Source organism: Empedobacter sp. UBA3239 (assembly GCF_002362875.1).
Taxonomy (GTDB): Bacteria; Bacteroidota; Bacteroidia; order Flavobacteriales; family Weeksellaceae; genus Empedobacter; species Empedobacter falsenii_B.
In genome coordinates, this window is sequence record NZ_DEVJ01000004.1 from 22175 (window position 1) to 35426 (window position 13252).

Here is a 13252-nt window from a genome sequence, read left to right on the forward strand (position 1 = left end):
AGCGGATTTTTTTGTTATATTTTAAATCGATTTAATTTCAAAACCTAATTGTTTCCAGTCTTCCCAAAATGTTGGATAAGATTTTTCTACGACCATTTCATTCTCAATTCGAATTGGGTAAATTTGAGCCAAAGGCACCATACACATTGCCATTCTGTGGTCGTTATATGTTGCTAAAGTAGGCGTTTTTTCAAAAATATTATAACCTTCTATCGTTAATGAATCGTTTGTAATTGTTATAATTGCTCCAAATTTCTCCAACTCATTTTTGAGTGCGACTAAACGGTCTGTTTCCTTGATTTTTAATGTTTCTAAACCAGTTAAATGACATTTTGTTTTCAATCCCACACAAGTTGCAGCAATCGTCTGTGCAATATCTGGAGTATTGATTAAATTTAATTCGATGATAGATTTTGGTATGAAATTATCTTCATTTTTCAATGTTAAAACTCCATTTTCAAAAGTTGAAATTACACCAAAATTTTCTGCATAAATATGTTGCAAAGCTGAATCTCCTTGTAAAGAATCTTCGAAATAAGTTGAGATTTTAATTTCAGAATTCTGCGATAAAGCAATCAAACTATAATAATATGAAGCTGAACTCCAATCAGATTCTACTTGTAAAGTTTGAGCTTTGATGTTTTCAGTAAAAGGAATTTTGATTGTATTTCCTTCGAAAATTGCATTAATTCCAACTTTATTCAATAATTGAATTGTCATTTGAATATAAGGAATAGAAATAATTTTTCCATCCAAATTAATCGTTAACCCATTTTCTAATTTCGTTCCAATCAAACATAAAGCAGAGATATATTGAGAACTAATGTTAGAAGGGATTGTAATAGAATCTTTCGTTATTTTTTTTCCAACAATCGATAAAGGTGGATAACCTTCGTTTTCTTGATACGAAATTTCTGCACCCAACTCATTCAAGGCATCAACCAAAACTTTTATTGGACGTTGTTTCATTCTTTCAGAACCTGTCAACGTTATTTTTCGTCCATCTTGAATAGAAAAATAAGCCGTTAAAAATCGCATGGCAGTTCCCGCGTGGTGAATATCAACTAAATCAGTTTTGTTCGCTAACGCTTTTTGCATTAATTGAGAATCTTCTGAATTTGAAACATTTTCTAATGTCAAAACATTCTCAAATAATTGACTTAATAGCAACAAACGATTGCTTTCGCTTTTAGAACCTGTGATGGCTAATTGATTGTTTATAGGAGATTTTAGAGCAGAAATTTCAATCATATTTATTTTAATTTATCATTATTTTGATGACGATCGTGGTCACGTTTTGTTTTATAATCTAATTTTTTGTAAAAAGCTGATTCTAAATCAACACCTGTTTGATTTGCCAAACAAAGCGCTACAAAAATAACATCTGCCAATTCTTCGCCAAGATCTTTGTTTTTATCAGATTCTTTCTCCGATTGTTCACCGTAACGACGCGCAATAATACGTGCAACTTCTCCTACCTCTTCAGTTAATTGTGCCATATTTGTTAATTCGTTAAAATAACGAACACCATGTTCTTTTATCCAATTATCAACGTCTGTTTGTGCTTGTTTAAGGCTCATCTTATTTTAAATTTTAAAAGTTAAAGGTACAAAAATAAAAAGCCAACTTGTATTTGGAGTTGGCTTTATTCGATGTTTAGAATATTTTTTTATTGTTTTACCAAAATCACTTGCTGACTTTCTGCATTAATGATATTTGTTAAAAATTCTTTCAATGGTTTATAGTATTGTGCAGGTAAAATACTGTATGGAATAACTTTTTGGGCTTGAGCGATAATAAAACCATCTTTTTCAATTACTTTATATGCATATCCACCAGCTTGATCAGGCATTGTAAATTGCTTTTCAGTTGGTAAAGATTCGACTTTGTAACCTTCTGGAATTTTAATTTTAATTGTATTTGTATTCGTAGTTGGTGCACCAAACTCAATATTGTAATTACGTTGATCTAGATTTAAATTATGTTTTGTATTCGCAACAAATAAAAATGGATTGAATAATATTTTATTTCCAGCCACATCTACTTTTACATCATCAAATTTGAATTGATGACGAATTACATTTTGTTTGTTATCTTGTGTTTTAAATTCTGAAATTTCAAAATTGTAATCTTCTACAAATTCTTTTTCAAACGCTTTTGGATCATCTGCGATTTCACTTTTATCAAACATATAAAAATAATTATCACGAACATTAGAAAATAAACCTTTCAAATTTCCATCAGCTTTTAAATCTGCCGTAATTGATATTTTATCATTGGTCATAACCGAATTACGAAGAGGAACTTCTTTTATTCCTTTTTCATTTACCATAAATCCACGATCGTTAATTGCTCGAATTGGTAATAAATTAATTTGAGCATTTTTATCAGTTGCATCCATTAAATAAAATTCATTATCTATTGTTGCTCCAACAATTACATAATTCAATTTGCTACGTGAAGGAAACGAATAATTGATTAAACCATTTTGCAACGTACTCAAAACAATTGGATTTGCGTCTAATCCAGCTTTACGCAACATAGCTGTTAACATAAGATTGATATCCGCTGAATTTCCAGATTTTTCGTTAAATGCTTTTCGAATTCCTTTATCTGTATATTGACCTAAATAATCATTCCAAGCCATGTTGTTTTTTACATAATTGTAAATTGCTTGAGCTTTTTCAATATTTGTAGATTTTCCAACAATTGTAGCGTTTACAGTTTCATCTAAAAAATTATTTCCATTTAATTGTCGACCAAATTCTTCGTGATCCATCAAATCTTTTCCAATACGTTCCCAAGTTGTAGAGAAACTTTCTGAAGTTCTACCTGGAGCAACAAAAGAAGCTAACTCAAACTGAATACTTGCTAACATATTTCTCGGATTAAGCACATAAGCTTCGCGAGAATAAGAAGGTAAATTAACTAATGAATAAGTTTGTGTATCAATCTTTAATTTATGATTACTTGATGTCGCGCCTTGATTTCCCATATCTCCACCAAAAGATGAAACACCTCTGTTTCCAAAAGAAGTAGTTGAAAAAGTATCTTCTTTGGAATTTTTTGTTAATTTAGGAGCAAATTCACCTCTTAAATCTTGTTGATAATTAAAATATTCTTGATTTTGCATCGTGAAATTACTCGTAACTACAGGAATCGATTGTTGAAAATACCACGTATCAGTATTTCCATAGAAAGGGGAAATAATTTCGTATGTATATTCTAAGATTGATCCATTTTTTACATTTGGAAATGTAAACGTTTGTTTATCCATAAAACGATGGACTTTATCTAAGAAAATATCTTTTTTCTCAACTTTTTGTTCAATAATTTTTCCATTTTCAAGGTTATAGGTAACCGCTTTTAAAGTAATCAATTTATCTTGATCTGATCCTGAGCTTTTGTAAAGAGGAATTTCTATTTTTAAAACATCATCAGGTGTTTTATCCTTATCAAAAACAATTACTCTATAAAAAACTTTCTTTGTTTGCTCAACACCGCCTTGATTGGTATTAAAACTAACTTTATAATTTCCGTCAGCATATAAAACTTCTGCAGGAGCGTCAGCTTGAATTGTACTTTTTGTTTTCTCGAAATCTTGTTTAGATAGTTTTCCAAATTTTACATCTTGAGCAAAACTCGAAACGGTTGCAACTGTCGCAACAATCGTAAATATTGTTTTCATATTAGTGTTATAATTTTTCTAAAAGTAGTTTTGTGTTATCGTAACCCGAAATTTGTCTTCTAAATTCTACATATTCGTTGTATTTTTCTTTTGAGAAAGTTCCTGAAAATTGTTTGTAAATACGTTTTATTTCGAATGCATTATTTTCTTTTGGATTGATTTCTAATTGATATTCACCAAAAGCTGATTTCACAATTATAGCATCAAATTTTTGTGGTAATTTATAACCAGAAGGAAGTGTCAATGTATACGAAACTTCGTCAACATATCCTGTCTCGATGTTGAAATCAAACTTTCTATCTTTCATTTTTTTGACAGAAGTCTCTTCTTTATTCACTGGAATAATATTCAGAATGATGTTATTTCCTTGAATTTTAGCATAATTTGGTGCTGAAAACTCGAAATTTGAAGTGAAAACAGCATTTTTCCAATCATTATTAAATTCTTTCTTTTTGAATGATATTCCTTGTAAGTAAGAAAATCGATTTTTTAAACGAACATCAAGTTCTTTCTCGCTTAATTGATTAAATCTTGCAAAATTCTCATAAATCAAACCTTTGGAAGTTTCAGAAAAATCAAAATTTAATGTCCCATCTGCTAAAAGTGTTGCATTTCCATTCACGAATAATTGATTATCTTCTGTTTTGAATTGTTGTGAAGGAATAATTTTTCCGCCTTTTTCATCAACAATTAATACTTTTCTATTTCCTGCAAAATCACCTAAATAATTATAAGGAGCTGTTTGACTTGTTGCTTCTAACCAAATATCTTTTCCATTTAGAGGTATATAAACAATCATGTGATTTCCTTGTTGATACATCATTTGCTCATCAATATCAATTGGATTTCCAGCAAATAATATGGTGTGATACGATTTGATATTCACTGCATCTAACATTCCAATCATATAATTAGATAAGGCTTTGCAATCGCCATAACTTTTGCTCTCAACATAAGAATTCGGAAAAGGCGAAAGTCCTCCAATTCCCAGTTGTACACCAATATATCGAACTTTATTTTGCAAATGTTTGTACAAAATCTGAACTTTTTCTTCATCTGACTTTGCTTCTTTTACCATATTTTGAAAAACAGATTTTTGAGCTGGAGTAAAATCTAATTTTGTACGAATTAAATTATCAAAAGTCCATTTTCCGTAATCATTCCAATTGTCAAAATTTCCTTTAACACCATCGATATTGATTTGATTTGAAGCTAAAATAGCGCGAGGAAATATTTTTTGAATTCCAACCATTTGATCTTCTTCATTAAATGCCAAAACATTGTTTAATGAATAGCTCAAATTATTGTTATTTCCTGTTTTTGCAATGTCAAAACCTTTAAAATTATCTTCTTTCAATCGAATGGTTGAAGATGTTTTATTGACAAATTGATAAGACGATTTTTCGATTGATAAATTTGCTGCTCGTATAGGTGACCAACGCGGAATCCAAAGTGTATTTTTGTTCGTTGTAACAATTTTATAATTTATCGTGTAAGGATAATTTGTTGGAGTATAATTTAAATATTTGATGCGATCATCCGTGTACATTTGTCCACCTGTTACATAACTTTGGTCACCAAAATCTTTGGTCTTGAATTTTTTAATTTCTTTTCCATTTGCATCATACAAAGTTGCCTCGAATAAGTCAATTTTCGTATTTGCATCATAATTCGCTTGCGCACCAACATAATTATCGCCTGCTTTACTCAAAACTGTTACGACAACGTCTTCCGTATATTTTAGTTCATCAACTTTGAGAAGTTCTATTTTTTCTTCGTTTTTGCGCACAACAGCATAAGCATCTTTTATCAAATCGTCTGGAATCTGATCAACTGCATAGTTTTGCGCAAAAGAAAATGAACTAATCAAAAAAGTTAAAAAAAGTAGAGTTTGTTTCATTCAATATCTATTAATCAAGTTATTCTTTATTTTTTGAATCGATAAAAATGGTTACAGGGCCATCATTCAACAATTCGACTTTCATATCTGCACCAAAAATTCCTCTTTGTACAGGTTTGAAATTTGATTCTAAAACGTTCAAAAATGTTTCATATTGTTCGTTTGCAACAGCTGGTTTTGACGCTTTGATATATGACGGACGATTTCCTTTTTTCGTAGAGGCATGTAACGTAAATTGAGAAACAACCAAAATATCTCCATTTGTTTGTTGCACATCTAAATTCATCACATCATTTTCATCATTGAAAACTCGAAGTTGAATTATTTTTTTCGAAATCCATTCAAAATCTTCCTTCGTATCATCAGGTTCAAAGCCAACCAAGGTCAAAATTCCACTTTCTATTTTTCCAGTTATTTCTCCATCCACCATTACAGAAGCATGTTGCACACGCTGTAAAATCACTCGCATAAATATTGTTTTAATCGGTATTAAATTGATTGAAATTTAAGAAATTATTAACAAATAAAAAAGCGTTACAACTCATCTTTTAGATGTGTTATAACGCTTGTTGTAATTTAAGTTTAGAAAGCAATCGCTATAGGTTTAAGTTAGTTGGTTAAAATAGATTTCCTCATCTGCAATTATCACATAATCTAGCTCATAGAGCTTCGATATTTGTTTTGCATTAATTAGTTCTTGTTCTATATTTTTTAGTTTATTTTCTTTGTTTTTAGAATTATCGAATTCAGCAGTCCACAATTTATTTGGATTTAATGGTTTCCAATTTAAATCTTCTAAATGCAATAAAAATCTTTCTTTTTGTTCCTTTGTACATTCCACAAAATCTAAAGCGATTTGTACGGATAAATTGCTCATTCAATTAATTTTAACAAAAATAAAATGAGAAGTTGAATTATTTTTACGTGAAACCGTAATTTGAAAAAATAAAAAAGCCATTTCGAAAGAAATGGCTTTTAATTATTTTTCGGTATAAATATCTTCTTCTAAAAAAGTGAGATAATTTTCGTAGCGAGAAACTGCTATTTCACCATTTTCTACTGCATCTCGAACGGCACATTTTGGCTCGTTAACATGTATACAATTATCAAATTTACAATTATGTTTTAAATCTAAAATTTCAGGAAAATAACCTTGTAATTCGGTTTTGTCGATATGAACCAAACCAAATTCCTTAATTCCAGGCGTATCGATAATAAAACCTCCAAAAGGCCATTCGTACATCTGTGCAAAAGTTGTGGTATGTTGTCCTTTGCTATTAAAATCAGAAACTTCGTGCGTTTTTAGGTTCAAATCAGGGTTTAAAGTATTCAATAACGTTGATTTTCCAACACCAGAATGTCCCGAAACCAAACTTACTTTATCTTTCATTCGATCTTTTACAAGGTCTAAATTTAGTCCTGTTTCAGCAGAAATATCAAGACTTTCGTAACCGATAGAATTGTAAATTGATTTATAAATTTCTAACTCAGCCATTTCATCTTCCGTGTACGAATCCATTTTATTAAATAAAATCACAACGGGAATATGATAAGCCTCGGCAGTAATCAAAAAACGGTCAATAAAACCAAACGAAGTTTTGGGATTAGAAAGCGTTACAACCAAAAAAGCAACATCAATGTTAGAGGCAATAATATGCGTTTTTTTGGATAGATTAACAGATTTTCGAATGATGTAATTTCTGCGATCATGAATTTTTGTAATGACTGCAATATCATCTTTGTCAATCTCAAACTCAACCTCATCTCCAACAGCAATTGGATTGGTATGTTTGATATTGGCTATTCTAAATTTTCCCCTAATTCTTGCCTGATAGGTTGCACCATCTTCGGTTAAAAGATGATACCAACTACCAGTAGATTTTATGACAATTCCTTTCAATATTGTTTAAATTTTTTCTTCTTTTTTTACCATAATTTGGTTTTGTTGCGCAACAGATTCTTGGTGAATTGCTTGCAATAATTTGTCAACAAAATCCTCAGATAAACCTAAAGAAACTCCTGCTTTTACAGAATTATCTTTGATTTGTTTCCAACGATCTGGCTGAAAAACTGCCACATTATGTTCTTTTTTTAATTCTCCGATAGAGTTTGCAACTTTCATACGTTGAGCAATTGCATCTAAAATAGAATTATCTAATTCATCAATTTGATGACGTAAATTCTGAATTCCAGTTTTGTAAATAGCATCTGGATCATCAGAAACACGAATTTCTAAATCTTTTAAGATTTCCAATAAACGAGCTGGTGTTACTTGTTGAGCTGCATCAGACCAAGCTTCATCAGGATTATTGTGCGTTTCGATCATCAATCCATTGTATTCGAAGTTGAAGGCTTGTTGTGCAACATCAAATAATCCTGTTCTGTTTCCGCAAATGTGTGATGGGTCACAAATAATTGGCACGTTTGGTAATTTGTTTTTGAAATCTAACGCAATTTGCCATTGTGGATTGTTACGGTATTTTGTCTTTTTGTACGTTGAAAAACCACGGTGAATAGCACCTAAGTTTTTGATTCCTTGACCTTCTAAACGCTCCAAAGCACCAATCCATAAATCTAAATCTGGATTTACAGGATTTTTAACCAAAACTGTTTTATCTGTATCACGTAAAGCTTCAGCAATTTCTTGTACTGTAAAAGGGTTTACCGTAGAACGAGCACCAATCCATAAAACGTCAACATCATATTCTAACGCTAATTTTGCGTGATTTGCATTGGCGATTTCAGTTGCGATTTTCATTCCAAATTCGTCTTTTACTTTTTTCAACCAGTTTAATCCGATTGCACCAACCCCTTCGAAACAGTTTGGTTTAGTACGAGGCTTCCAAATTCCCGCACGAAAAACTTGCACATAATCTTTGTCCAAATCTTCAGCGATTGTCATCATTTGTTTTTCACTTTCTGCACTACAAGGTCCAGCGATGATCATTGGTTTATCGTATTCTTTTATCCAGTTATTGTTTTCCATAACATTTACAAATTTAAGATTTAATATTTATTTTATTTGAGAGTAATTATTTCTATTTTCTTGTCAAACTTAATTTAGTTCAACTTTTATTTTTGATTTGATTCTGAAACAAATTCAGAATGACTTTATTTATTTAATATTCGACGTATGTCGTTTGTGTTTTTTAAATATTGATGAATATCTTCGGCGTCTTTTTCTTCGATCATTTTTCTGATTTTAGAAATTTGTGTTTGATAAGCATCAATAGCATTGAGTAAATTTTCTCGATTCTGAATCAAAATTGGTGTCCACATATCAGGAGAACTTTTTGCTAAACGAACCGTAGATTCGAAACCAGATCCAGCCATGTCAAAAATTGCATCTTCATTCTTTTCTTCTTCCAAAACTGTTTGTCCTAAAGCGAAAGATGTAATGTGCGAAAGATGAGAAACGTACGCAATGTGCGCATCATGCGCTTCCGAAGTCATTGTTTTAACATTCATCCAGAGCGATTGATAAATTTTTCTTACTTTTTTTACTGCTTCTTTTTCGCTTTCTTCAACATCACACAAAATCGCAACTTTGTTTAAAAACAACTCAGGAAAAGCAGCTTTTGGTCCAGAATTTTCCGTTCCTGCGATTGGGTGTGTGGCAACAAATTGTTTTCTTTTGGGATGACTTAAAACTTTTTTACAAATTCCAGCTTTTGTTGATCCCATATCCATTACAATTGTTTTATCATTAATTTGATCTAAAATCTCTGGTAAAACTTTTTGAATTGAATTAATTGGAACCGCAATCACTACTAAATCTGATTGAGAAAGTGCTTCATTCAAAGGAGCGATTTCATCCACAATTCCTAATTCTAAAGCTTGAATTTGATGTTCAATATTTTGATCAACACCGATTATTTTTTCGGCAAAACCAACTTTTTTTAATGCTAAAGCAAAAGAACCTCCGATTAATCCTAAACCGATTACTGAAATTGTTTTCATGCTTCTAATCTTTTCTTTACTTCAATCAACTTCTCAACAGGTGCGCAAAGTGAAAATCTTATAAATCCTTCACCATTACTTCCGAAAATACTTCCTGGCGTGATAAATACTTTTTTATCGTATAAAATTTCATCAATAAATTCTTTATCATCTTTTCCCTCCGGAAGCTTCGCCCAAATAAACATTCCTGCCGCATTGGGATTATATTTTACATTTAAGATATCAGCGATTTCCCAAATAATTTTTCGTCTTTCTGCGTAAACTTTTGTCAACTCATCGTACCAAGAATCATCAACTAAAAGAGCTTTTGTCGCGGCTTTTTGTATCGCAAAATTCATTCCCGAATCCATATTTGATTTCACTTTTAGAATAGAATTGATAAAACTTTCTTTTCCAATCACCATTCCTACTCGCCAACCTGCAATGTTAAAGGTTTTGCTTAATGAATTCAGTTCGATACAAACATCTTTTGCACCTTCAATTCCTAAGATGCTTGTCGGTTCATCGTTCAAAATAAAACTATAAGGATTATCATTAATGATTAAAATATTGTGACGAGTTGCAAACTCTACTAATTTTCTAAGAACGTCTTTTGGAGCTTTAGCTCCTGTCGGCATATGTGGATAATTAAGCCACATAATTTTTGGTTTTTGCTCAGCTAATTTTTCTAATTGATCAAAATCTGGAAGCCAATTATTTTCATTTTTCAAATCGTATAACAACGGTTCTGCTTGAACTAATTCTGTAACCGATGAATAGGTTGGATAGCCAGGATTTGGAATTAAAACTTTATCACCTTCATTCAAAAAAGCCATCGAAATGTGCATAATTCCTTCTTTAGATCCCATTAATGGTAAAATTTCAGTTGAAGGATTGGCGTCTACATCAAATTTGTTTTTGTAAAAACTTGCCATAGCTTCGCGCATTTCTGGAACTCCACGATAACTCTGATAGCCATTGATTCCGCTTTGTGAGCTTTTGATTAATTCCTCGATCACATCTAGATGAGGTTGTAAATCTGGACTTCCAATTCCTAATGAAATAATTGGAATGTCGGTTTTCATGTTCGTTATTTCTTGTAATTTTTTCGAGAAATAATATTCCTGAACACTTTGTAATCGTTGGGCTTCTGCTATCATTTTTTCCCCAGTTTATATTCGCCTAATATTTCTAAATCAGTTAATTTTCGTGCAATTTTTCCAAGCAATTCATAATATTGTTCTTTTTGCTCGAACGTAATATCAATGTGGAAAGAGTATTCCCAAGGTTTTTCAATAATCGGAACAGATTGTATTTTGTCCATATTTATTCCACATTCTGCAATTTGATTTAACACGTCAACCAAAGCACCAGACTGGTGTGGAACAGAAAAACGCATCGAAACTTTGTTGAAATCTTCGTAATCGTTATGCTCGCGTTGCAATACAAAAAAGCGAGTAAAATTATCTTGAAACGTCTGAATACTCGAAGCTAAAATGTCTAATTCATATACTTCTGCCGCTTTTCTCGACGCAATTGCTGCAACATCATTCAAATCTTGTTCTACAATATCTTTGGCTGTTAATGCGGTGTCGATATCATTTACAACTCGCCATGTTGGATGTTTTTCAAGGAACTTATCACATTGTAACAATGCCATTTGGTGCGAACGAACTTCTTTTACATCGTCTAAAGTTTTTCCTTTTTTGACCATCAATTGATGTTGGATTGATAAATAAATTTCTCCAACAACTTTCAGATTGTATTTCGTTAGCAACGCATAGTTTGGTAAAATTGCTCCAGCAATTGTGTTTTCAATTGCCATGATTGCTTTGTCAACTTTTCCCTTTGCAAGTGACTTTGCTAAAGTTTTGAATGTGTCGCATTCTACAATTTCGATGTCATTTCCTAAATAATTATTGGCAGCTTCGTGATGATATGAACCAATGTAACCTTGTATTGCAACTCTTTCTTTCATTTTTTTCCACAAAAAAAGTCCCACAAATTGCGGAACTTTATATTATCTTATTATGAATGTTAACAATCAATTTTGACAACGCAGTCCCTGCTCTCCTGGATAATATCCAAAAAAGTAAAAAAAGAATGCGTTAAAATAATTGAATGTTGCCATTTCGTTTTTCTAATTGTTCTACAAATCTAAAAAATAATTTATCAGTTATCAAAATCTTTTTTGCTAATTTTATCGAAAATTTTTCATCAAATGGGAATAATCATTACAGATTTAGTAAAAAAATACGGTGAACAGGTGGCTTTAGACAAAGTTTCGTTTTTTATAAATAATGGCGAAGTTGTTGGTTTACTTGGACCAAATGGAGCAGGAAAATCTACTTTGATGAAAAGTATTACCAATGCAATAAATGCAGATTCTGGTGAAATTTCTGTGAATGATTTTAATGTTTCGACGCAACCAATTGAATCGAAAAAATTGATTGGATTTTTGCAAGAAAATAATCCATTGTACATGGATATGTATGTAAGAGAGTATTTGGAATTTGTAACAAATATTAGAAATGTGCCTAAATCAAAAATTGATGAAGTCATTGAAAAAGTAGGTTTATCACCAGAAAAACATAAGAAAATTCATCAATTATCAAAAGGCTATAAACAACGTGTTGGATTGGCGCAAGCGATTATTTCGAGTCCAGAAATTTTGATTTTAGATGAGCCTACAAATGGTTTGGATCCAAATCAAATTATTGAAATTAGAGAAGTAATTAAAGAAATTGGAAAAGAAAAAACAGTCATTCTTTCTACTCATATTATGCAAGAAGTGGAAGCGCTTTGTTCACGTGTAATCCTCTTGAATAAAGGAAAAATTGTTGCAGATCAGTCGATAGAAGAATTTAAAGGACAATATAAAAACTTGGAAGAAGCTTTTCATGTTTTAACACAATAGAAAAGGTACTATTTAAATAAAGAACTATTTTAGACCAAAATTTTATCTTTACAAAAATTAAAGGAGTTTTACTTTGTTAAAGAATCTTGTGTAGCCTCAGTTTTTACTGAGGTTATTTTATTATAATCTGTATCAAAAATTGTATAATTCCCATTAAATATAAATTCAAACTAACAGTTTTTGCTGACTTGGCCTATCATTTTTGATGTATTTTTCTCATTTATTTTGGTATAAACTTCCTTCATTATTGGGTTAAATCTACAAGCTACCATAAATGGAAAATATATGGTATTACGGATATATCTGTTGCCTTTTTTTAGATATTTTTGTTTGCTCTTTTACTGATGTTCCTAATTCTCTTCTCAAAAATTATAATCTACAAAACTCGAAAATTGCTTTATTTTTTTAAACATTTAAAACACATCGTTTCAGTAAGCATCGTTCCGATAGTCATTAATCCAGTACCTTTAATGGTTAGTAGTTTTGAACTTTATTATTCAGATATTCATCCGATTTATAAGTTTTTCTATTCTTAATTTACAATGAGTAATTTGTTTATTTAATTAAGGAATTAGTTGTTTATTACTCTTTTATAATAAGCTCCCGTAATTTCCTTAAGAAATACTAATTCAGCTTTCTTAATTATTGAGTATTCACCCATCTTAAAAACTTATTAAAACCTAGTTTATCATGAGAAAAGGTAACATTTTTAGAAAACTCGAATTCTCCTAATACTATAAATCCTTGACTTGCGTCATGGAAAATTGTTCCTTTGTCCTTTAATAGTAAAACCCGTTGTTCATTTTGA

The 13252-nt window shown here is 30.9% G+C and carries 12 protein-coding genes; 1 reads left to right on the forward strand and 11 read right to left on the reverse strand.

The genetic code is table 11. The features are described 5' to 3' along the window. Nucleotides 1-21 precede the first annotated feature (21 nt). From B4G36_RS00690 to B4G36_RS00740, 11 genes are all read right to left on the reverse strand, one after another. Entirely contained in the window at nt 22-1251 is a 1230-nt protein-coding gene (locus tag B4G36_RS00690; protein ID WP_291061242.1) for a 3-phosphoshikimate 1-carboxyvinyltransferase, read from the reverse strand. 2 nt (nt 1252-1253) lie between these two features. Continuing rightward, on the reverse strand, nt 1254-1580 hold the full coding sequence (locus B4G36_RS00695; protein WP_038333238.1) for a nucleotide pyrophosphohydrolase: 327 nt from the start codon (nt 1578-1580) through the stop codon (nt 1254-1256). An 89-nt stretch (nt 1581-1669) separates the two neighbouring features. Beyond that, the gene (locus B4G36_RS00700; RefSeq protein WP_291061244.1) at nt 1670-3688 is read right to left on the reverse strand and encodes a DUF3857 domain-containing protein; all 2019 of its coding nucleotides are present in this window, start codon (nt 3686-3688) and stop codon (nt 1670-1672) included. 7 nt (nt 3689-3695) lie between these two features. After that, a complete protein-coding gene (locus tag B4G36_RS00705) occupies nt 3696-5588 on the reverse strand; it encodes a DUF3857 domain-containing protein (RefSeq protein ID WP_291061246.1) in 1893 nt (630 codons plus the stop codon). Between the two features lie 19 nt (nt 5589-5607). Continuing rightward, nucleotides 5608-6057, reverse strand: a complete 450-nt coding sequence (gene dtd / locus B4G36_RS00710) for a D-aminoacyl-tRNA deacylase (RefSeq protein ID WP_038333231.1) — start codon at nt 6055-6057, stop codon at nt 5608-5610. Between the two features lie 135 nt (nt 6058-6192). Then, entirely contained in the window at nt 6193-6465 is a 273-nt protein-coding gene (locus B4G36_RS00715) for a hypothetical protein (protein ID WP_038333228.1), read from the reverse strand. A 102-nt stretch (nt 6466-6567) separates the two neighbouring features. Further along, nucleotides 6568-7488: a ribosome small subunit-dependent GTPase A gene (gene rsgA, locus B4G36_RS00720; protein WP_291061249.1), complete on the reverse strand. Its 921-nt coding sequence runs from the start codon at nt 7486-7488 to the stop codon at nt 6568-6570. A gap of 6 nt (nt 7489-7494) precedes the next feature. Next, nucleotides 7495-8574 carry a bifunctional 3-deoxy-7-phosphoheptulonate synthase/chorismate mutase type II gene (locus B4G36_RS00725; protein WP_115002148.1) on the reverse strand — a complete coding sequence of 360 codons (1080 nt, stop codon included), beginning with the start codon at nt 8572-8574 and terminating at the stop codon, nt 7495-7497. Between the two features lie 125 nt (nt 8575-8699). After that, the gene (locus B4G36_RS00730; RefSeq protein ID WP_291061251.1) at nt 8700-9548 is read right to left on the reverse strand and encodes a prephenate dehydrogenase; all 849 of its coding nucleotides are present in this window, start codon (nt 9546-9548) and stop codon (nt 8700-8702) included. Beyond that, the gene (locus B4G36_RS00735; RefSeq protein ID WP_291061253.1) at nt 9545-10687 is read right to left on the reverse strand and encodes a pyridoxal phosphate-dependent aminotransferase; all 1143 of its coding nucleotides are present in this window, start codon (nt 10685-10687) and stop codon (nt 9545-9547) included. Before B4G36_RS00735 ends, B4G36_RS00730 begins: the two co-directional genes overlap by 4 nt. Beyond that, nucleotides 10684-11505, reverse strand: a complete 822-nt coding sequence (locus tag B4G36_RS00740) for a prephenate dehydratase (RefSeq protein ID WP_291061255.1) — start codon at nt 11503-11505, stop codon at nt 10684-10686. The genes B4G36_RS00735 and B4G36_RS00740 overlap by 4 nt, the downstream gene beginning before the upstream one ends. Nucleotides 11506-11748: 243 nt before the next feature. Here B4G36_RS00740 and B4G36_RS00745 point away from each other — a divergent pair, with 243 nt between their 5' ends. Then, nucleotides 11749-12444, forward strand: a complete 696-nt coding sequence (locus tag B4G36_RS00745; RefSeq protein WP_291061257.1) for an ABC transporter ATP-binding protein — start codon at nt 11749-11751, stop codon at nt 12442-12444. Nucleotides 12445-13252 lie beyond the last annotated feature (808 nt).